Source organism: Collinsella sp. LCP19S3_H3 (assembly GCF_052119145.1).
Taxonomy (GTDB): domain Bacteria; phylum Actinomycetota; class Coriobacteriia; order Coriobacteriales; family Coriobacteriaceae; genus Collinsella.
In genome coordinates this window covers 1-20,545 of sequence record NZ_JBQKFW010000009.1, presented here as the reverse complement: position 1 = coordinate 20,545, position 20,545 = coordinate 1, and the positions used below count along the sequence as shown (strand labels likewise).

Below are 20,545 nucleotides of genomic sequence, written 5' to 3'. Positions count from 1 at the left end.
CCTGGGCTGAAAGAGATCTTGTTGAGTAGGTTGCCCGGTTGGTCTTGGTTATGTTTGTCGCGAGTTCCGCATGCAAAGAAGGCCACTTAATGTGGCCTTCGTCTTGCATAGGACTGTAGAGCAGCAAACGTAACGCCCGCCCGCCTCCGACCGACGGTCGAGTGGATTACTTCGCGATGCCGGGGATGCCGTGGGATGTTTTGGCGGTTTTGGCTCCGTTTACGATGGCGGTTTCCAGGGCCCTTACGGCGAGCATGCCCAGCAGGTCTAGGGGAACGGCGGCGCTTGCCTGGCTGCCCAGCTTGCCGCTGGCAAGGGTGTAGATGGTGTCACCGTCGTTGGTGGTGTGTGTGGGGCGGATGGCGTGTGCATAGGCGTCTGCGGCCATCTGGGAGACCTTGGTGGCCTGGGCCTTAGTGAGCTCCACGTTGGTGACGATGCAGCTGATGGTGGTGTTGGTGCGGTCGAGTGGCATTTTCATAGAGCCGGCGGCGGCAAGGGCGGCGAGCTCCATGTCGACGATCTGGTCGCTATCGGCTGCGGCGCGCATGCCGGCCACCCACTCGCCGGTGGTCGGGTCGACCACGTTGCCACAGGCGTTGACCGAGACCACGGCGCCCACCTTGACGGTGCCGAGTGCCACGGCAGCAGCTCCAAGGCCAGCCTTCATGCAGGTGGCGGGCCCCATGAGCTTGCCTACGGTGGCGCCGGTGCCGGCACCTACATTGCCCTGCTCGAGTGTGGTGGGGGTATGGTCGAGCGCCTCGCGTACGGCGGCGATACCGGCCTCAATGTCGGGACGCACGGTAGGATCGCCAAAGGCGAGGTCGAAGATGCAGCTGGAACACACGATGGGCACCTGCGTGGGGCCGACGGGCAGGCCGATGCCGCGGCTCTCGAGTTCGCGGGCCACGCCGCTTGCCGCTTCGAGACCAAAGGCCGAACCACCCGAAAGGCAGACGGCGTGGACCTTATCGACGGTGTTCTCGGGACGCAGCAGATCGGTCTCGCGCGAAGCGGGAGCGCCACCACGTACGTCAACGCCGCCGGTGGCACCCTCGGGCGCCACGATTACGGTGCAGCCGGTGCCGGCCTCCTCGTCTGTATAGTTGCCAAAGCAAAAGCCATCGACATCGCAAACGTCAATGGCTTCGAGCAGTGTGTCCATGTTTTCTCCTATCGGTTTTCCGCCGGGCCTTATGCTCGGTCGGGATCCGTGCGGTACGGCAAAATTGTAGGCGCCGGGGGATACCCAGCGCCAGATGCAATTACGAGAGTTTTTGAATCGCGCGTGCGACGCGAGCGATGGGTAATCCCACCACGTTGTAGAAGTCGCCCGAAATGTCATGCACGAGCATGCGGCCGCCTGCGCCCTGGATACCGTAGGCTCCGGCCTTGTCCATGGGTTCGCCGGAGGCAACATAGTGCCCGATCTGCTCCTCGGTAAGCTCATAGAACGTCACGTCGGTCACATCGACAAACGACAGACTTTCGGCGGCATGCGGAGCTGCAGTGTCGCCGGCTTTAACGATGCAGACGCCGGTTGCCACCTGGTGCGTGCGGCCCGAAAGCTCGCGGAGCATGGTGCGTGCCTCGTTCTCGTCTGCCGGCTTGCCCAAAATTTGCCCGTCAAAGGTGACAATGGTATCGGCTGCGACAGTCAGTTCGTTGGGTTCGGCGTGCTCGGAGGCAACGGCAGCGGCTTTGGCGCGTGCCAAGCGTTCGACAAGCGTAAGCGGAGCTTCGCCATCAAAAGGTGTTTCGTCGATATCTGCGGGAATTACGCGAACGTCATAGCCCGCCTCGCGCATCAGCTCTATGCGGCGCGGCGATTGCGAAGCCAAAATCATAGCTGGATGCCCTCGGCAACCTTCTCGACGGCCTTGTCGCCGGCGAGTGTGCGCAGCAGCTCCAAGGCAAAGGGAAGTGACTGTGCCATGCCGCTGGCAGTGATGATGTTGCCGTCTTGCGTGACCTTCTCGCCGGTATAAGCACCCTCGGGGAAGCTCTTCTCAAAGCCGGGGAAGCACGTGGCTCGGCGTCCCTCGAGCAGACCAAGCTCGCCCAGGATAAACGGGGCGGCGCAGATGGCGGCAACGTGCTTGGTTGCGGCGAACTCGCAGACTACATCGCAGACACGCTGGTCGGCGCGCAAGTTGGTGGCTCCGGGCAGGCCGCCAGGCAGCACGACGCAGTCGTACTCCTCAAAGTTGATTTCGTCAAAGAGCGCATCGCAGGTCACGGGAATCTGCAGCGAGCTCACGACCTCGCGTGTGGGCATGATCGAGACGAGCGTGGCACGCACGCCGCCGCGACGCATGACGTCGACCATGGTCAGGCATTCAATAGTTTCAAAACCATCGGCGGCGAGAACGGCAACGCTGGGCATGAGAGTTCCTTTCGTAAGGCGGATACAATTAGCCGTCTTATACCCCGAAGACCTATGCTTGCCACGCTCGATTTCCCAATGTTTAAAAAGGGACGGGGCTATTTTAGCTACCCTCACCCATCCTTAACAATCTCAATCTGTAACATCTAGACCCACTTTTGACCCCTAACTGTTACAGATCAAGACAAACGGAAACCGCCCCGACAAAACGTCTAAATCTGTAACATCTACGGACTAAAACCGGGTCTTACTGTTACAGATCGAGACAGTCCCCAACGCACCGCCCCGTTCGGGGAACGACCGCCGCAGGTACGGCGGGCAGAGACTCACTTTTTTCTTCGGTTTTTCTTGACGGAATCTCACCTGTTGTAGTATTTTGTCTCAGTCTAAAAACGCGTGGACTTTTCTGGGCGCTAGCCACCTTTTTGCCACGCAACCGAGCAGTCGGTTGCGTGGCTTTTTTCGTCTTGGCAGCAGGTGCCACATGCACCGCCAGAAGACCGCACGAGCCCACCTTCCGACTGCAGGGAACAGACGCACGAGACGTGCATCTGCAAGACAGCAGACGGAAGGGAGCCTAATGGCAGGAACAAACACAATCAAGCAACAGGCCGCCGGGGCAGGAGCCACGGGCGCGGGACAGGCCAAGGCGGCGCTCCAGGTCTTTGCGGGCGGCGCCTGCTACGGCGCGATGGCCACGACCTACAAGCTCGCCTACGCCGCGGGCTTCACCTCGGCGCAGGTGGTGGCGAGCCAGGCGTGGTTCGGCTGCCTCTTCTTCGCCCTCGCCACACTCGCGGGCCGCGCACTCGGGCACCGCTGGCAGCGCGTGGGCTGGAAGCTCGCCCTTAAGCTCATGGGCCTGGGAACCCTCACCTGCCTCACCTCAATCCTCTACTGCTACGCCATGAGCGTGCTGCCCGCCCCGGTGGCGCTCACGCTCCTCTTCCAGTTCACGTGGCTGGGGCTCCTGTGGCAGACCGTCATGACGCGCCGACCGCCGAGGGCCCTCCAAGTGGTCTCCGCCCTGGTCATCGTCTTCGGAACGGTGTTCGCCAGCGGCGTTTACAAGACCGGCATCACCGGGTACGACCCCGTGGCCCTGCTCTGCGCGCTGGGGGCGGCCGTGTCCTGCTCCCTCTTTGTCACCCTCTCCGGCAAGGTCGAGGCCCCCTGCTCGTCCGAGCAGCGTGGCGTCATCGTATGCGCGGGCTCCGTGGTCATGTCGCTCACGGTGTGCCCAGACTACGTCGTCTCGGGCGTCCTCGCCCAGGGCATCCTGCCCTTTGCCGTCATCGCCGGCTTCTTTGGCATGCTCTGCCCGGTCCTGCTCTTCGGCATGGGCTCTCCGCACCTGCCCGCGGGCCTCTCCACTGTCATGGCCGCCGCGGAACTCCCCGCCGGCCTGCTCATCGCCATGATCGTCCTCGGCGAGCCGCTCGGGGTCGTCGAGTGGCTGGGCGTCGCCATCATCCTCGCCGGCGTGTGCCTGGCACAGGTCCCCTCCCTGCTTGGAGGCCGGGAGGCACGTCGCGCCGCCGCAGGACAAGCCGTCAGCTAGTCATCCCTTCACAGGCGGCCCGCGCGCATCAGGGAAAGGGCCACGGGCCCGGCGCGTGAGGTCGCAAGGACGTTATTAAAGCGTCCCCCGCAGAGGTGGGGACGCCAGAGAGAAGGAGGCACTATGCCATTTCCAAAAGGGTTCCTTTGGGGAGGAGCCACCGCCGCCAACCAATGCGAGGGAGGTTATGACGAGGGCGGCCGCGGCCTTGCCAATGTCGACGTCATCCCACACGGGCCGGAGCGCAACGACGTGAGTCGCGGCCTGAGGCGCATGCTCGACTTCGAGCCCGGTTACTACTACCCGGCCCAGACGGGCATCGACTTCTACCACCGCTACCGAGAGGACATAGCCCTCTTCGCGGAGATGGGCTTCAAGGTCTTTCGCCTCTCCATCGCCTGGAGCCGCATCTTTCCCAACGGCGACGAGGAGGAGCCCAACGAGGCCGGGCTCGCCTTCTACGAGGACGTGTTCCGCTGCTGCCGCGAGCACGGGATCGAGCCCCTCGTGACCATCACGCACTTCGACTGCCCCATCCACCTCGTCAAGAAGTACGGCGCCTGGCGAAACCGCACCCTCATTGAGCTCTACAAGCGGCTCGTGACGGTGCTCTTCAACCGCTACCGCGGCCTCGTGCGCTGGTGGATCACGTTCAACGAGATGAACATGATCTTGCACCGTCCCTTTATGGGTGCCGGCATCGTCCTCGAGCCCGGGGAGAATGCCCGCGAGGCCGAGTACCGCGCCGCGCACAACGAGCTCGTGGCCAGCGCCTGGGCCACCAAGATCGCCCACGAGGTCGACCCGGAGAACAAGGTGGGCTGCATGCTCGCCGCGGGAAGCTACTACCCCTACTCCTGCCGCCCCGAGGACGTCCGAGCGGCGCAGGTCAAGAACCAGGAGGACCTCTTCTTCGTGGACGTGCAGGCGCGCGGGCACTACCCCGGCTACGCGCTCAAGATGCTCGAGCGCGAGGGCATCGACGTGGGCATGACCGCCGAGGACGAGCGTATCCTTGCGGAGAACACCGTCGACTTCATCTCGTTTAGCTACTACTCCTCGCGCTGCACCGCGGGCGACCCCGATTCCGTGGGCGGCGTCGCCGAGGGCAACGCCTTCGCCGGCGTGGAGAACCCCTACGTGCGCACGAGCGACTGGGGCTGGGTCATCGACCCGCTGGGGTTCCGCATCACGATCAACGACCTCTGGGACCGCTACCAAAAGCCGCTCTTTGTGGTGGAGAACGGCCTCGGCGCCTATGACGAGGTGCTTCCCGACGGCACGATCGAGGACGACTACCGTATCGCCTACCTGCGCGAGCACATCGAGGCCATGCGCGACGCCATCGAGCAGGACGGCGTCGAGATGCTCGGCTACACCACCTGGGGGCCGATCGACCTCGTGAGCGCGGGCTCCGGCGAGATGGAGAAGCGCTACGGCTTCATCTACGTGGACCGCGACAACCTGGGCAACGGCACGCTCGAGCGCAGGCGCAAGAAGAGCTTCTACTGGTACCGACAGGCCATCGCCACCAACGGAGGCGACCTGGGCTAGCCGCCCGGGCAATATCACTAAGGAGAAAATAATGGCTGAAAAATACGACGATCTGGCCAGATCCATACTCGAGAACGTAGGCGGCGCCGAGAACGTCGCCAGCGTCGCGCACTGCATCACGCGTGTGCGCTTCAAGCTCAAGGACGAGTCCCGCGCCAACACGGCCAAGATAGAGGCCCTCAAGGGCGTTATCCAGGTCATCCAGGCCAACGGCCAGTACCAGGTGGTCGTGGGTAACATCGTCGAGGACGTCTACGACGCGGTCCTGGAGGCCGGTAACTTCTCGGGCGGCGCAAGCGCCGACGACGAGCCCCAGGGCGATAAGACCGTTGCCTCCGTCATCATCGACCTCATCTCTGGCATCTTCCAGCCCATCCTGGGACCGCTTGCCGCCGCAGGTATCATGAAGGGACTGCTTGCCCTCATCACCTACTTCGTCCCGGCCTTTGCAAACGACGGCCTCTACACGCTGCTCTACACCGTGGCTGACGGCTTCTTCTACTTCCTTCCCGTCGCCCTGGCGTTCAGTGCCGCGCGCAAGTTCCGCATGAACGAGTTCACCGGCGTGGCAATCGGCGTGGCGCTCCTCTACCCGACGATGGTCGCCCTGACCTCAGGCGAGGCGCTCGGTAGCATCGACCTCGGCGTGGCCGGCACGTTCTCGTGGTACGCCACCGCCCTCGGGGTCCCCATCATCATGCCCGTGTCCGGCTACGTGAGCTCGGTGATTCCCGTCCTTCTCATGGTGTGGTTCGGCTCTATCATTGAGCGCTGGCTCAAGAGCTGGATGCCGGCTGCGCTCAAGATGTTCCTCGTCCCGCTCGCCACGATGACGGTCTCCATCGTCTTGGGCTACCTCGTCATCGGCCCGGTGGCCACCCTCATCACCAACCTGCTGAGCGTGGCGTTCTCGTTCATCTTCCAGCTTCCCGTGGTTGGTTCCGTCTTGGGCAGCGCCCTGGTCGGCGGACTGTGGATGTGCCTCGTCATCTTTGGCTTCCACTGGAGCCTCATCCCCATCTCCATCATGAACCTGAACACCCTCGGCCACGACAGCGTGCTCGCCGCCACCGTCGGCCACGGGTTCGCGCTCGGAGCGGTTATCTTTGCCATGTATCTTAGAAACAAGGACGAGCGCTTCCGCGGCATCGCCCTTCCCGCGATGATCTCCGCCTTCTTCTTCGGCGTCACCGAGCCGGGCATCTACGGCATCGCCCTCTCCAACAAGCGCGCGTTCGTCGTGGCATGCCTGAGCTCCGCCGTGGGCGGCGCCATCGTGGGAATGACGGGCGCCCTCATGTACATCTCGGGTGGCCTCGGTGTCTTCAACCTGCTCAACTTCATCGACGGGACCCCTGGTGGCGCCGGAATCTCCCACATGATCTTCGCGATCATCGCCTCGCTCGTCTCTGCCGTCCTGGCCTTCGTCATCGAGTTCATCACCTACCGGCCCAACGACGACGAGGAAGGCGCCCGCTAGCTTGGGCCCTTCTCGACCAGCTCTATGTAGTTGAGGGCAGTTGAGGTGGGTGAGGGCCGAGGGCGGTCGAGGCGGCCGCCCTCGGCCCGGGACAACCTGCCAGAAGGCGTTTAGCTTTCTCGGGAGGCAGTTCAATGTCCAAGAAATCGTCCGCAGTCCCCAAATTTATTTTTATCCCCGTCCCAGAAAAATCATCGGGTGTGGTCTTGGGCAAACAGTCTAGTTGCGCTTGAGATGGGCGACGGTTTCGCAGTGGAAGGTTTGCGGGAACAGGTCGACCGGCGTGATCTTGACGGGGGAGAAGGGGCCTTCCTCGACAAAGCGCTTAAGATCGCGTGCCAAAGTCGCCGGATCGCAGCTCACGTAGGCCACGTCGCGGGCGCTCGTGCTGGCGATGAGGTCGATTGCCTCGGGTGCCAGACCTGCACGCGGCGGGTCGACCACCAGGACATCGGCATCCTGGTCGGGGAACTCGCGCACGGCATCGCCGCCGATGACATCGATGTTATCGAGCTTGTTGATCTCGAGGTTGCGGCGCAGGTCGCGCACGGCCGGGCCGTAGGCCTCGACGGCGGCAACAAAACCACAGCGGCGGGCGAGCGGCAGGGTAAAGGTGCCGGCGCCGCAGTACAGGTCCATGGCAAGCTCGTCTTCTTGCGGGTCGAGCGCCTCCATGACAAGCTCGATCAAAATCTCGGCGCCCTTGGTGTTGACCTGGAAAAACGATGGGGCCGAAAGGCGCATCTGGCCGTCGGCGATGTTCTCGGTCCAGGAGCCCTCGCCGGCGAGCATCTCCACCTTGGAGACGCGGCGGGCCTTCTTCTCGCCCTTGCTCATGACGCGCACTACGCTCGTGGGGCGAGCGGCGTCTGCCAACACGCGCGAGACCTGCGAGCGCGGGAAGGAGCCCGTGGGCGTCCAAAGTGCGACCTCGAGTGCCTTGGTGCGACGCGAAGCGCGAATGCCCACGCGCTCCAGACCCAGATCGTGACTGCCGCTCAGATAGTTGAGCGCGCCGACGACCGATTTGAGCGCCTTGGGAAAACGCTTATCGAACAGCGGGCACGAATCTACGGTCACGATCTTGCTGGGATCGACGCCGTGCATGCCAAGGCGAACGCGGCCGTTAACGAGGGTGGGCTCCAGCTCAATCTTGTTGCGGTAGCCCCAGTCGTCCTTGGTGTGGCGGATGGGCTGGACAAGATCGTTGACCTGCTCGGGGGCGAACTTGCCAATGCGCTCGAGCGTGGAGCGCAGGTTTTGCTCTTTGGCGGCAAGCTGCGCGGTGCGCGAGAGATTGCCCCACGAACAACCGCCGCAGACGCCCACGAAGGGGCAGGGGGGCTGAATGCGATCGGGGCCCGGCTCCAGAATCTCGGTCGTGCGGGCGCGCATAAACGACTTGCCGTCCTGCACGATCTCGGCCTCGACGGTGTCGCCTGCCACGGCGCCCTGCACAAAGACGGCCTTGCCGTTGTCGGCGTGCGCCAGTCCGTCGGCGCCGTAGGTCATCGATTCTATGGTGAGCTTCATGTTCCTGCCTGTCATTCGCGGTATTGTTCGCAACCATGGTAGCAGTGAAAAACGCCCCGTATTTGGGGTATTCCTCAAATACGGGGCGCTTCTACAAACGTCTATTTCGTCTTGCCGGTAATGAGCGTCTTAAGGCCTAGGCCGATCAGGCCCAGTCCCATGCGCACGCGACCGGGGCGATGGCGCTCGATGGTCTTGGTCTTGCCAGCGGGCTTCTCGCGGCGGGCGCCCTTCTCGGACGCGGGGTTGGCCGCCTGCGGTTGGGGCCGAGGAGCAGGCTCGGACTCAGGCTCTATGACGGTTGCCTGAACCTTCTGGACCTCGGGTGCGGCCGGCTGCGGTTCGAGCTCAGGCTTGGATGCGAGCGTAGGTTCTGCCTTGGCGACGGCCTCGGCGTTGCGATAGGCACGCTCCAGCAGAGCTTCCTGCGAGTTGAAGGGCTTCTCGCCTTCTTTGCGCTTCACGGGAATCCAGGTGCCGTCACTCGTCAGACTGCGTGCCTTCACGTTGTCGCGCAGCTGCATGCCCATGTACTCGTGCACCTGGGCGCGGCAGGTGGGGTCGAGCACGGGGAAGGCGATCTCCACGCGGTGCTCGGTGTTGCGCGTCATCATGTCTGCCGAGCTCAGGTAGATCATATCCGAGTCCACGCCAAAGGCATAGACGCGCGCATGCTCCAAAAAGCGTCCGACGATGGAGCGCACGTGCACGTTCTCGGTCTTGCCCGGAACACCGGGTTTGAGGCACGAGATACCGCGGATGATCATGTCCACGCGCACACCGGCACACGATGCCTCGGCGATCTTGTCGATGACCTCGCGGTCGGTAAGCGAGTTGAGCTTAAAGAACACGCGGGCGGGCTCGCCGACAAGGGCACGCTGAATCTCGCGGTCCAGGCCGCGCATGATGAGCGGCTTGAGGCCCACGGGCGCCACGCCCAGGAAGCGGTAGTCGCCGCGCAGGTTGCCCAGCGACAGGTTGCGGAAGAACAGGCTAGCGTCCTCGCCGATGCCGGGATGCGCGGTCATGAGCATAAAGTCGCTGTAGAGCTTGGCCGTCTTCTCGTTAAAGTTGCCGGTACCCAAAAGCGTCAGACGGGTAAGCGCCATGCCCTCGCGATAGGTGAGCTGGCAGATCTTGGAATGGCATTTAAAGCCCTCGGAGCCGTAGATAACGGTGCAGCCGGCCTCTTCCAGCCGCTCGGCCCATTCGATGTTGTTTTGCTCGTCAAAGCGGGCGCGGAGCTCCATGAGCACTGTAACCTCTTTGCCGTTTTCGGCAGCATCGATGAGCGACTCGCACAGGCGGCTTTGTTTGGCCACGCGGTAGAGCGTGATGCGAAGCGAGATGCACTCGGGGTCGTAGGCTGCTTCGTGCACCAGGTCCAAGAACGGATTCATGGTCTCGTAAGGGTAAAAGAGCAGCTTGTCGTGCTGCAGCACCTGATCGCGGATGGAGCGGGTCATATCGATGGTGGGGTTGGGCTGCGGCCTAAACGGCGTAAAGAGCAGCTCGTTTCGTAGATGCTCGGGTATTTTGCCCTCGATGCCAAAGACATAGCCCAGGTTGAGCGGGATATCGCAGGTAAAAACCGAGCGGCGCGAAAGCTCGAGCGCTTTGCGGATGGTCTTGAGCGTTGGCTTTTCGAGCGAGCCCGATACGGCGAGCACCACCGGCTGCAGGCGCAGGCGCTTCTTGAGGATGCGCTTCATGTGCTGGCGGTAATCCTCTTCCTCCTCGACGCCCTCGCCGTCCGGATCGATGTCGGCGTTGCGGGTGACGCGGATGAGCGCGCGGTCGAGCGGCTTATAGGAGCCGAAGCAGCTGTCCAGGCAGGCGAGGATGACGTCCTCGAGCAGAATGTAGGAGTAGGTGCCGGTGGGCGAGGGGATTTCGACCACGCGGTTCATCGAGGCGGGAATCTCGATAAGGCCCAGCAGGCTCTCCTCGTCGGTGATGCCGTCCAGGCCACAAGCCAGATAGAGCGCGCCGTTGCGCAGGTTGGGGAAGGGATGGCGCGGGTCGATGACCAGCGGCGAGATGACCGGTGATACGTAGGCCTGGAAGTAGCGGGTTACAAAGGTATGTTCCTCGGGCGTAAGCGAATCGATGCGGGCGCGGTGAACGCCCAGAGTGTCGAGCTTGTCCTCGATGCTCTTAAAGATCGACTCCCAGCGGGTAAGGAGCCCGGGCAGCTCTGCCATGACAGCATCGACCTGTTCGGAGGCGGTCATATTGCTCTTGTTGTCGACGGGCTGTTTTTTGAGCTCTGCCAGATCGGACAAGCCGCCCACGCGCACCATGAGAAACTCGTCGAGATTTGACTCGAAGATCGAGACGAACTTAAGGCGCTCGAACAGTGGCACAGACTCATCGAAGGCTTCGTCGAGTACGCGGTTATCAAAGCGCAGCCAGCTAAGCTCTCGATTTTGCGTATACGAGAAATCGCGCGGTTTCTTGCGCAGCTTGGCGGCGTTCTGCTTCTTTTCGATTTTGCTCGGCATATGCATCTGTCCGTTCAGTCCCCAAAGGGACGGTAGCCTAACACTATTTCTTATTGTCTCAATTTAGTCGACCTATGGCGCGGACGTATCGCGCGAACGGTATCTTTACCTACTTATTACGCTGACGATCCGAAGCACTAACGTCCGGTGCTTTGAACAAGCGATCTATATCCTCACTCAACTGGTGAGAATGTATGAATAAGAATGATAGCAAGCTGAATATAATCGAATTTAGGTCGAATCGAGGACAAGCGTCATTTATATGCAGAAAACCGTTTTCGCTATGCAATTTTGAATCATGGATAACTTTGAGTGTTCAATCTTGATTTCCTAGAAAAATAACGTTTACCTAGGAAAATCTGCTTTACGAAACTGAAGTGCATCATGGGAAATCATATGCGATATACCGTTCATCGTACTTTGTTGACCGTTCGGGGGCGAGGTGGAATTGCGGTTGAAATTTGGATATAACTAGAGCTGTCAGCAAGCAGCGCTCCATACGGAGGGGCGCTAACGAATCGGCCCTGACAAGGGCCCGAAAGAAAGGTAGGAGGCCATGACGAAAGGTCTGCACGTGCCTTCCGAGATCGGCAAGCTCAGGAAGGTCTGCCTGCACCGTCCCGGCGACGAGCTCCTCAACCTGCCGCCCGACGAGCTCGAGCGGCTCCTGTTCGACGACGTCCCGTTCCTGGAGGTCGCGCAGCAGGAGCACGACACCTTCGCCCAGATCCTGAGGGACCAGGGCGTCGAGGTGCTCTACCTCGAGAACCTCGTCGCCGAGGTGTTCGACCAGGTCCCCGGCGCCCGCGCCGAGTTCACCGACCAGTACATCGCCGAGGCCGGCATCCGCGGGAAGCACATGCCGCAGATCGTCCGCGAGAAGCTGGACTCCATCGAGGACAACCTCGAGTTCGTCAAGAAGACCATGGCCGGCATGACCAAGGCCGAGATCGAGATGCCCCTCACGGCCTCCACGACCCTCGACTCCCTGGTCAACTCCGAGTCCGAGTCCGACCTGATCATCGACCCGATGCCCAACCTCTACTTCACCCGCGACCCGTTCGCGGTCGTCGGCGAGGGCGTCAACCTCAACCGCATGTACTCGGTCACCCGCAACCGCGAGACCCTGTACGGCAAGTACGTCTTCAAGTACCACCCCGACTACAAGGACGTCTCCCTGTACTTCCGCCGCGACTGCCAGTTCCACACCGAGGGCGGCGACGTGCTGAACATCAACGAGAAGACCCTCGCCGTCGGCATCTCCCAGCGCACCCAGGCCGCCGCTATCGACGTCATGGCCCAGAACATCTTCTGGAACTCCGACTCCAAGGTCGAGCGCATCCTGGCCTTCGACATCCCGGTCTCGCGCGCCTTCATGCACCTCGACACGGTCTTCACCCAGATCGACGTCGATAAGTTCACGATCCACCCCGCCATCATGGGCACCCTGCGCGTCTACGAGCTGACCGCCGGCAAGAACCCGGGCGACGTGAACATCCGCCTGATCGAGGACACCCTCGAGCACGTCCTGGAGGACGCCACCGGCGTCGACCAGGTCAAGCTGATCCCCTGCGGCGGCGGCGACCCGATCGCGGCCTCCCGCGAGCAGTGGAACGACGGCTCCAACACCCTGTGCGTCGAGCCCGGCAAGATCTGCGTCTACGCCCGCAACACCGTCACCAACGACGTGCTGTACAAGGAGGGCCTGGACCTTCTCGTCGTGCCCTCCGCCGAGCTCTCCCGCGGCCGTGGCGGCCCGCGCTGCATGAGCATGCCCTTCTGGCGCGAGGACCTCTAAGGTTTTCAAAGACCCGTACAGGTCTTAAAGCAAACGTCTAACTGCCATTAGATGTCTCCCATTGGGGCGGTGCGGATCTTTCGCACCGCCCCATTCTTGTTTAATGAAGCTAATTCAACAACAGATAAGGTGGCCATTATGTCTAAAGACAGTCGTGTCGATAACCCCAACGGTGTCGGCTTTTTCGGCCTTGTCGGCATGGTCGTTTCCTCCTGCATCGGCACGGGCGTCTTCGCCCTTACCGGTCAGCTCGCTAACGTCGCCTCTCCTGGTGCTGCGCTCATCGCTTGGGTCGTTTGCGGCCTGGGCTTTTTGATGCTGGCGCTCTCGCTCGCCAACGTGGGTTCCAAGCGCCCCGATCTTGACGGCGCCTGCGCGTACGCGGAGGAGGGCTTCGGTCCTTTCCACGGATTTATCTCCGGCTGGGGCTATTGGCTTTCCGCCTGGCTCGGCAATGTCGGCTTTGGCACCATGATCGCCCAGGTCCTGGGTTCCGATTATTGCCTGGGCACGATCATGCCGGGCGTGTTCTCGGATCCCGTGACCGGAAACCCCGCTGTCGTCGGCGTCGTTGTCGTGTCGCTGGTCCTGTGGGGTATTACGTTCTTGGTCATTCGCGGCGTCGAGAGCGCTGCGGCCTTCAACGCGATCGTCATGGTCATTAAGATTGCCTCCATCCTGCTGTTCATCGTGTTTTCCTGCTTCGCCTTTAATGCCGGTGTGTTTACCGCCGACTTCTGGGGCACCGCCGCGCGCAATGCCACGATCATCGCCGCCAACGGCGTTGAACTCGGAAGCGTTGCCAACCAGGTCACGCAGTGCATTCTGATCATGATGTGGGTCTTCATCGGCGTCGAGGGCGCTTCGGTCATGTCCGGTCGCGCTAAGCGCAAGAGTGAAGTCGGCTCCGCCACTATCATCGGCTTGATCGTGCTGCTCACCCTCTACATCGGCGCTTCCGTCATTCCGTACGGCGTTGTTGACTATGCCGATCTGGTTGCGGCTCCCAAGCCTGCCACCATTTCCGTGTTCGAGCAGCTTGCTCCCGGCTGGGGCGGCGCCTTCATCTCCTGGGCCATCATCATCTCGGTGTGCGGCTCCTGGCTCTCCTTTACCATGCTTCCCGCCGAGGTCTCCTCGATGATGGCCGACCACGGTCTGCTTCCCAAGTCCTGGGGCGAGGTCAACGCCAAGGGCGCGCCGCAGATGGCCTTGATTATCGTCGGTGCCCTGACGGAGGCGTTCATCATCATCGCCACGTTCGCTGCCGACGCTTATACCTTCGCGATCTCCATGTGCACCGTGACCATCGTTGTCACCTGGGCCTACGCTGCTGCCTATCAGGTCAAGCTCTCTCGCGAGCGCGGCGAGTCGGGCCAGGCTCTTATCGGTATCCTCGCCCTGGTGTTCCAGGTCGTCGGCGTGCTCTTTACCGGCTGGGGTTTCTTGCTGCTTGCCTGTCTGGGCTACATTCCCGGTTTCCTGTTCTATCGCAAGGCACTCACCGAGTCTGGTCAGTCCATGGGCAACGGCCAGGTTATCTGTGCCGTGGTGATCGCCCTTTTGGGCATCATCTCCATTCCCATGACCTTCGCCGGCATCATCCCCGTGTTCTAGCGATTGGAGCCTAGCCATGGATATCAAGACAATCGGCGTTGAGGAATGGCTCAACGTTTGGGAGAAGAGCGCTACGTGGGATATCGCCCAGTCGACGATCTCGTCGCTTACCATGGGCGAGTTGCGCGCGCTCGACGAGCAGGACGGCGCTACCTTCTACGAGCGCCTGGACCGCGAGAAGATGAACTACGGCTGGATCGAGGGCTCGCCCGACTTTAAGGCCGAGGTCGCCAAGCTCTATCGTCGCGAGGTCAATCCCGATCACATTCTTCAGACCAATGGCTGCACGGGTGCCAACCTCAACGCCATCATGGCCGTTGTCGAGCCCGGCGACCACGTGATTGCCGAGTGGCCTACCTATGCGCCGCTCTACGAGATCCCGCGTACACTGGGCGCCGAGGTCGAGTATTGGGAGCTTCGCGAGGAGCTCGGCTGGAAGCCCGATATCGAGGAACTCAAGCGCCTGGTTCGCCCCAACACGAAACTCATCTGCATCAATAACGCATCGAACCCCATCGGTACGGTGCTTGATGCCGATACGCTCGGTCAGATTGCCGAGATCGCCCGTTCGGTGGGCGCCTACGTGCTGTGTGACGAGGTGTATCTGCCGCTCGAGAACACCGAGTCCTTTATGTCGATGGTCGACGTGTATGAGAAGGCCATTGTCACCAACTCGGTGTCTAAGACCTATTCGACGCCTGCAGCCCGCGTGGGTTGGGTCGTGGCCGACGAAGAGGTGTCCAATCGCATCCGTACCTATCGCGATTACACCATGATCTGCGGCGGCGTATTCAACGATGCCCTGGCGACCTATGTGCTTGAGCACAAGGACAAGATTCTCGAGCGCAACCGCAAGATCGTGTCTGGCAATCGCGATATCGCGCAGGCTTGGATCGATACGCAACATCGCGTTTCCTGGACGGCCCCGCAGGGCGTGTCTACCTCGTTTATCCAGCTTGATATTCCCGAGGACGACGAGGAGTTCTGCAAGCGCCTGTTGTCCGAGAGGGGAGTGCTGCTGGTGCCCGGCAGCCGTTTTGAGCTTCCCTGCGGCGCACGCCTGGGCTACTGCGCGAGCGAAAATGTTCTTCGCGAGGGCCTGAGGCTTCTGGGCGAGGCTCTGGCCGAGTTCGATCGCTAATCCCTTGAGGCCCTCGAAGGACTAAACCTTACTTGGCCCTAGGCGTACCGAATGCAGACCCACTCCCTTTTGGGGAGCGGGTCTGCATGTCTTTGCCGCCGGAAAAGTCAAGTTGTTACAAATGGGGACGCAAGATCGATCGGGTATTCGACGGGCCTTATACTAAGTTTCCGGTGAACGGTATCCAACGTCTGGTAAACGGTAATCTGTTTGCTAAAAATGAATAGGACAAACTTTTTTATGAATAAAAATTAAAATGGTTGAGAGACAGCAAGAATTGCGAATTCTATTCATATCGTTGCACGAAATATGCAATCTGAGGGTGGTTTAACAAAGTTTAGTTCCATTTGATTTTTGGATTGAAAACGCGTTTAAGCACGTAAATAAACTTTATTAAATCAAAGTGTGCCATGCGTGAAGTATATGTGTATGCCGTTCACCCCCTATAAAAAACCGTTCGGGGGCAAGGTGGAAGTATGGGTTGATTTTGGATATAAATATGTCGTCAGCAATAACGCCTCACACGGAGGGGCGCTAACGAATCGGCCCTGACAAGGGCCCGAAAGAAAGGTAGGAGGCCATGACGAAAGGTCTGCACGTGCCTTCCGAGATCGGCAAGCTCAGGAAGGTCTGCCTGCACCGTCCCGGCGACGAGCTCCTCAACCTGCCGCCCGACGAGCTCGAGCGGCTCCTGTTCGACGACGTCCCGTTCCTGGAGGTCGCGCAGCAGGAGCACGACACCTTCGCCCAGATCCTGAGGGACCAGGGCGTCGAGGTGCTCTACCTCGAGAACCTCGTCGCCGAGGTGTTCGACCAGGTCCCCGGCGCCCGCGCCGAGTTCACCGACCAGTACATCGCCGAGGCCGGCATCCGCGGGAAGCACATGCCGCAGATCGTCCGCGAGAAGCTGGACTCCATCGAGGACAACCTCGAGTTCGTCAAGAAGACCATGGCCGGCATGACCAAGGCCGAGATCGAGATGCCCCTCACGGCCTCCACGACCCTCGACTCCCTGGTCAACTCCGAGTCCGAGTCCGACCTGATCATCGACCCGATGCCCAACCTCTACTTCACCCGCGACCCGTTCGCGGTCGTCGGCGAGGGCGTCAACCTCAACCGCATGTACTCGGTCACCCGCAACCGCGAGACCCTGTACGGCAAGTACGTCTTCAAGTACCACCCCGACTACAAGGACGTCTCCCTGTACTTCCGCCGCGACTGCCAGTTCCACACCGAGGGCGGCGACGTGCTGAACATCAACGAGAAGACCCTCGCCGTCGGCATCTCCCAGCGCACCCAGGCCGCCGCTATCGACGTCATGGCCCAGAACATCTTCTGGAACTCCGACTCCAAGGTCGAGCGCATCCTGGCCTTCGACATCCCGGTCTCGCGCGCCTTCATGCACCTCGACACGGTCTTCACCCAGATCGACGTCGATAAGTTCACGATCCACCCCGCCATCATGGGCACCCTGCGCGTCTACGAGCTGACCGCCGGCAAGAACCCGGGCGACGTGAACATCCGCCTGATCGAGGACACCCTCGAGCACGTCCTGGAGGACGCCACCGGCGTCGACCAGGTCAAGCTGATCCCCTGCGGCGGCGGCGACCCGATCGCGGCCTCCCGCGAGCAGTGGAACGACGGCTCCAACACCCTGTGCGTCGAGCCCGGCAAGATCTGCGTCTACGCCCGCAACACCGTCACCAACGACGTGCTGTACAAGGAGGGCCTGGACCTTCTCGTCGTGCCCTCCGCCGAGCTCTCCCGCGGCCGCGGCGGCCCGCGCTGCATGAGCATGCCCTTCTGGCGCGAGGACCTCTAAGTCTTTCCGTTTCCGGTGCGGTCCCCCTACAACCGCACCGGTTTCGCCCGTCAAACGGGCAACACTAATTACTTGCGTAATTCTTATTTTCGAAAGGAAACGAACCATGGGTGTTAACCTCTCCGGCCGTAGCTTCCTCAAGCTCCTCGACCTCACCACTGAGGAGATCGAGTACCTGCTCAAGCTCTCCAAGAACTTCAAGGACATGAAGCGCGCTGGCGTTCCGCACCGCTATCTCGAGGGCAAGAACATCGTTCTGCTCTTCCAGAAGACCTCCACTCGTACCCGCTGCGCCTTCGAGGTCGGCGGCATGGATCTGGGCATGGGCGTCACCTACCTCGATCCGGGTTCGTCGCAGATGGGCAAGAAGGAGTCCATCGAGGACACCGCCCGCGTTCTCGGCCGCATGTATGACGGCATCGAGTTCCGTGGTTTTGCCCAGGACGACGTCGAGGAGCTCGCCGCTAAGTCCGGCGTGCCCGTGTGGAACGGCCTGACCACTGAGTGGCATCCCACCCAGATGCTCGCCGACATCCTGACCGTCCAGGAGAACTTCAACTACGACATCAAGGGCAAGACCCTCGTCTTCATGGGCGACTGCAAGAACAACGTTGCTCGCTCCCTCATGGTTGTCTGCTCCAAGCTCGGCATGAATTTCGTGGCCTGTGGCCCCGAGGAGTGCATGCCCGCTGACGACGTCATCGAGGCCTGCAAGCCCATCGCCGAGGCTAACGACTGCACCATCAAGCTGACCACCGACGTCAAGGACGGCGTCACCGGTGCCGACGTTATCTACACCGACGTGTGGGTCTCCATGGGCGAGCCTGACGAGGTCTGGGCCGAGCGCATCGCTCAGCTCACCCCGTATCGTGTCACCTCCGAGGTCATGGCTATGGCCAACCCGGGTGCCATCTTCCTGCACTGCCTGCCCAGCTTCCACGACACCAACACCACGATTGGCGCCGAGAAGTGCGAGCAGTTCGGCATTACCGAGCAGGAGGTCACCGACGAGGTCTTCGAGAGCCCCGCTTCCAAGGTTTTCGACGAGGCCGAGAACCGCATGCACACCATCAAGGCTGTCATGTACGCAACGCTCAAGTAAGAGCCTTTAAGCATTTCGCTCGGGGTGTATTGCTGCACACCCCGAGCGGTTTGTCTGGTAAATATCTTGCGTCGGGCGGTGGGCACGGCACGGAAGATCCGCTTCGCGCGAGAAAGTTAAATGATTTATGAAGGGGGGATGAGAACTATGACTGAGACCGCTAAGAAAAAGCGCGGTATGCCTTCATCGTTCACCATTCTTCTAGCTCTGCTGGCAATTGTTGCAGTGATTACCGTTATCGTCTCCGGCACGTCCGGCGGCGCTGTTACTGCAGCCCGCCTGAGCGATTTCTGCACCGCCCCGATTCTGGGCTTCGCTGACGCTCTGCCCGTCTGCCTCTTCGTTATGATCTTGGGCGGCTTCCTCGGTATGATGACCGAGACCGGCGCCCTGGACAACGGCATTGCCGTTCTGGTGCAGAAGCTTAAGGGCAACGAGATCATGCTCGTTCCTGTCCTTATGCTCATCTTCTCCCTCGGTGGTACCACCTATGGTATGTGCGAGGAGACCGTTCCCTTCTACGCCCTGCTCGCCGCTACCATGATGGCTGCCGGCTTCGACCCCATGGTCGGCGCCGCTACCGTCCTGCTCGGCGCTGGCTGCGGCTGCCTGGGCTCCACGGTTAACCCGTTCGCCGTCGGCGCTGCCGTCGACGCTCTGACCGGCGTTGGCATTGAGGTCAACCAGTCCATCATCATCGGCCTCGGTGCCGTCCTGTGGATTGTTACCACGGCCATTTCCATCTTCTTCGTCATGGGCTATGCCAAGAAGGTCAAGGCTGACAAGGGTTCCACCATCCTGTCGATGCAGGAGCTCAAGGACGCCGAAGAGGCTCACGGCAAGGCTGCTTCCGAGGTTAACAAGGAGGTCAAGCTCACCGGTCGTCAGAAGGGTGTTCTGATCGCCTTTGCCTTCACCTTCGTCGTCATGATCGTCGGCTTCATTCCGCTGGCCGACCTCAACGAGGGCGTTGCAAACTTCTTTGACGCTGGCGCTGTCTACGATGCCGACGGTAACACCGTCGTCCAGGGCTGGTCTGCCCTGATCACCGGCCTGCCCATTGGCCAGTGGTACTTCGACGAGGCTTCCACCTGGTTCTTCCTCATGGCTATCCTGATCGGTATCATCGGTGGCCTGTCCGAGAAGCAGATCGTTAACACCTTCATCACCGGCGCTGCCGACATGATGTCCGTTGTTCTCGTCATCGCCCTCGCCCGTGGCATCTCCGTCCTCATGGCCAACACCGGTCTCGACGTCTACGTCCTCGACGCTGCCGCCAGTGCCCTGGCTGGTCTGTCCGGCGTGATCTTCGCTCCCATGAGCTTCCTGGTCTACTTCGGCCTGTCCTTCCTGATCCCGTCGACCTCTGGTATGGCTACCGTCTCCATGCCCATCATGGGACCGCTGGCTGTTAAGCTCGGCTTCTCGCCCGAGGTCATGGTCATGATCTTCTCCGCCGCCATCGGTGTCGTGAACCTGTTCACCCCGACCTCCGGTGCCATCATGGGCGGTCTCGCCCTGGCCAAGATCGAGTGGACGACCTGGCTCAAGTTTGCCCTTAAGCTCATCGTCGTTCTCTCCGTCGTCTGCGCCATCATCCTGACCGTCGCCTGCGTGTTGATCTAAGTACCCAACGGGTGCCCCACGGAAACCTTGACGATCCTGTAGAGGATCACTTGGTCATCGTCTGTCCGGTGGGGTCAACCCACCGGTAGACTCCTACCTTTAGCCCCCTCCCGTTCCGTGCGCGGGAGGGGGCGCTCTTATGTTGCGCGGTTCTACGAACCGCGCAACCAGTTGACGCTGCGCGCCGCCCAGAACGACAATTTGTCATTCAAAAGGCAAGGCATGACCAGAAGGTCTATGCCTTGCCTTTTTCATGCCAACTTGTACGTTCTGGACGGCGCTCGCTGACTTATGCTCAACCTGCGATGTTGCCATTGTTGGTGCAGGGGAAGTGCGTTTGGGGCAGCTAATTTGGGACGGGGCTTTTTTGACTACCCCCACATAAAGGGTAGTCAAAAACTGTCTCTTATACACATCT

General features: G+C 61.1%; 16 protein-coding genes. 9 read left to right on the top strand and 7 right to left on the bottom strand.

What is annotated here, in order from left to right; all coding sequences use genetic code 11:
• Positions 1–166 precede the first annotated feature (166 nt).
• The 4 genes from ACTQZF_RS05970 to ACTQZF_RS05955 all read right to left on the bottom strand — a co-directional run bounded on the left by ACTQZF_RS05970 (position 167) and on the right by ACTQZF_RS05955 (position 3,206).
• The gene (locus tag ACTQZF_RS05970; RefSeq protein ID WP_441554799.1) at positions 167–1,168 is read right to left on the bottom strand and encodes a P1 family peptidase; all 1,002 of its coding nucleotides are present in this window, start codon (positions 1,166–1,168) and stop codon (positions 167–169) included.
• A gap of 100 nt (positions 1,169–1,268) precedes the next feature.
• Positions 1,269–1,850 carry a Maf family protein gene (locus ACTQZF_RS05965; RefSeq protein WP_441554798.1) on the bottom strand — a complete coding sequence of 194 codons (582 nt, stop codon included), beginning with the start codon at positions 1,848–1,850 and terminating at the stop codon, positions 1,269–1,271.
• Positions 1,847–2,389 carry a DJ-1 family glyoxalase III gene (locus tag ACTQZF_RS05960; protein ID WP_154517253.1) on the bottom strand — a complete coding sequence of 181 codons (543 nt, stop codon included), beginning with the start codon at positions 2,387–2,389 and terminating at the stop codon, positions 1,847–1,849. The genes ACTQZF_RS05965 and ACTQZF_RS05960 overlap by 4 nt, the downstream gene beginning before the upstream one ends.
• A 577-nt stretch (positions 2,390–2,966) precedes the next feature.
• Positions 2,967–3,206 (bottom strand): hypothetical protein, encoded by a 240-nt coding sequence (locus ACTQZF_RS05955; protein WP_441554797.1) that lies wholly within the window; start codon positions 3,204–3,206, stop codon positions 2,967–2,969.
• 12 nt (positions 3,207–3,218) lie between these two features.
• On the opposite strand from ACTQZF_RS05955, the gene ACTQZF_RS05950 reads away from it, so the two are divergent.
• The 3 genes from ACTQZF_RS05950 to ACTQZF_RS05940 all read left to right on the top strand — a co-directional run bounded on the left by ACTQZF_RS05950 (position 3,219) and on the right by ACTQZF_RS05940 (position 6,984).
• Positions 3,219–3,950 (top strand): EamA family transporter, encoded by a 732-nt coding sequence (locus ACTQZF_RS05950; protein WP_441554796.1) that lies wholly within the window; start codon positions 3,219–3,221, stop codon positions 3,948–3,950.
• A gap of 123 nt (positions 3,951–4,073) precedes the next feature.
• On the top strand, positions 4,074–5,504 hold the full coding sequence (locus ACTQZF_RS05945) for a 6-phospho-beta-glucosidase (protein ID WP_441044763.1): 1,431 nt from the start codon (positions 4,074–4,076) through the stop codon (positions 5,502–5,504).
• Between the two features lie 31 nt (positions 5,505–5,535).
• Positions 5,536–6,984 carry a PTS transporter subunit EIIC gene (locus ACTQZF_RS05940; RefSeq protein ID WP_441554795.1) on the top strand — a complete coding sequence of 483 codons (1,449 nt, stop codon included), beginning with the start codon at positions 5,536–5,538 and terminating at the stop codon, positions 6,982–6,984.
• A gap of 219 nt (positions 6,985–7,203) precedes the next feature.
• Here ACTQZF_RS05940 and rlmD read toward each other — a convergent pair whose 3' ends face one another.
• Both rlmD and ppk1 read right to left on the bottom strand, forming a co-directional pair.
• On the bottom strand, positions 7,204–8,532 hold the full coding sequence (gene rlmD / locus ACTQZF_RS05935) for a 23S rRNA (uracil(1939)-C(5))-methyltransferase RlmD (protein WP_441554794.1): 1,329 nt from the start codon (positions 8,530–8,532) through the stop codon (positions 7,204–7,206).
• Between the two features lie 86 nt (positions 8,533–8,618).
• Entirely contained in the window at positions 8,619–11,027 is a 2,409-nt protein-coding gene (ppk1, locus tag ACTQZF_RS05930; RefSeq protein ID WP_441554793.1) for a polyphosphate kinase 1, read from the bottom strand.
• A gap of 550 nt (positions 11,028–11,577) precedes the next feature.
• Here ppk1 and arcA (ACTQZF_RS05925) point away from each other — a divergent pair.
• From arcA (ACTQZF_RS05925) to ACTQZF_RS05900, 6 genes are all read left to right on the top strand, one after another.
• Positions 11,578–12,819: an arginine deiminase gene (gene arcA, locus ACTQZF_RS05925; RefSeq protein ID WP_427719159.1), complete on the top strand. Its 1,242-nt coding sequence runs from the start codon at positions 11,578–11,580 to the stop codon at positions 12,817–12,819.
• 138 nt (positions 12,820–12,957) lie between these two features.
• A complete protein-coding gene (locus ACTQZF_RS05920) occupies positions 12,958–14,436 on the top strand; it encodes an amino acid permease (protein WP_441040931.1) in 1,479 nt (492 codons plus the stop codon).
• A 16-nt stretch (positions 14,437–14,452) separates the two neighbouring features.
• A complete protein-coding gene (locus tag ACTQZF_RS05915) occupies positions 14,453–15,577 on the top strand; it encodes an aminotransferase (protein ID WP_441040929.1) in 1,125 nt (374 codons plus the stop codon).
• Positions 15,578–16,157: 580 nt separating this feature from the next.
• A complete protein-coding gene (gene arcA / locus ACTQZF_RS05910; protein WP_427719159.1) occupies positions 16,158–17,399 on the top strand; it encodes an arginine deiminase in 1,242 nt (413 codons plus the stop codon).
• A 106-nt stretch (positions 17,400–17,505) separates the two neighbouring features.
• Complete coding sequence (argF, locus tag ACTQZF_RS05905; protein WP_154515223.1) at positions 17,506–18,501, top strand: ornithine carbamoyltransferase; 996 nt, start codon at positions 17,506–17,508, stop codon at positions 18,499–18,501.
• Between the two features lie 138 nt (positions 18,502–18,639).
• Positions 18,640–20,127, top strand: coding sequence for a YfcC family protein (locus tag ACTQZF_RS05900; RefSeq protein ID WP_370450555.1), 1,488 nt, complete (start codon positions 18,640–18,642; stop codon positions 20,125–20,127).
• A 204-nt stretch (positions 20,128–20,331) separates the two neighbouring features.
• Here the strand turns inward: ACTQZF_RS05900 and ACTQZF_RS05895 are convergent.
• A partial coding sequence (locus ACTQZF_RS05895) for a hypothetical protein (protein WP_441554792.1) occupies positions 20,332–20,545 on the bottom strand: 214 nt, incomplete at its 5' end.

Excerpts from the sequence above, each read along its gene's own strand:
- ACTQZF_RS05945 (WP_441044763.1), top strand. The coding sequence starts at position 4,074 with ATGCCATTTCCAAAAGGGTTCCTTTGGGGAGGAGCCACCGCCGCCAAC.
- ACTQZF_RS05970 (WP_441554799.1), bottom strand. The coding sequence starts at position 1,168 with ATGGACACACTGCTCGAAGCCATTGACGTTTGCGATGTCGATGGCTTT.
- arcA (WP_427719159.1), top strand. The coding sequence starts at position 16,158 with ATGACGAAAGGTCTGCACGTGCCTTCCGAGATCGGCAAGCTCAGGAAG.
- ACTQZF_RS05965 (WP_441554798.1), bottom strand. The coding sequence starts at position 1,850 with ATGATTTTGGCTTCGCAATCGCCGCGCCGCATAGAGCTGATGCGCGAG.
- ACTQZF_RS05900 (WP_370450555.1), top strand. The coding sequence starts at position 18,640 with ATGAGAACTATGACTGAGACCGCTAAGAAAAAGCGCGGTATGCCTTCA.
- rlmD (WP_441554794.1), bottom strand. The coding sequence starts at position 8,532 with ATGACAGGCAGGAACATGAAGCTCACCATAGAATCGATGACCTACGGC.
- ACTQZF_RS05920 (WP_441040931.1), top strand. The coding sequence starts at position 12,958 with ATGTCTAAAGACAGTCGTGTCGATAACCCCAACGGTGTCGGCTTTTTC.
- arcA (WP_427719159.1), top strand. The coding sequence starts at position 11,578 with ATGACGAAAGGTCTGCACGTGCCTTCCGAGATCGGCAAGCTCAGGAAG.
- argF (WP_154515223.1), top strand. The coding sequence starts at position 17,506 with ATGGGTGTTAACCTCTCCGGCCGTAGCTTCCTCAAGCTCCTCGACCTC.
- ACTQZF_RS05915 (WP_441040929.1), top strand. The coding sequence starts at position 14,453 with ATGGATATCAAGACAATCGGCGTTGAGGAATGGCTCAACGTTTGGGAG.
- ACTQZF_RS05940 (WP_441554795.1), top strand. The coding sequence starts at position 5,536 with ATGGCTGAAAAATACGACGATCTGGCCAGATCCATACTCGAGAACGTA.
- ppk1 (WP_441554793.1), bottom strand. The coding sequence starts at position 11,027 with ATGCATATGCCGAGCAAAATCGAAAAGAAGCAGAACGCCGCCAAGCTG.
- ACTQZF_RS05960 (WP_154517253.1), bottom strand. The coding sequence starts at position 2,389 with ATGCCCAGCGTTGCCGTTCTCGCCGCCGATGGTTTTGAAACTATTGAA.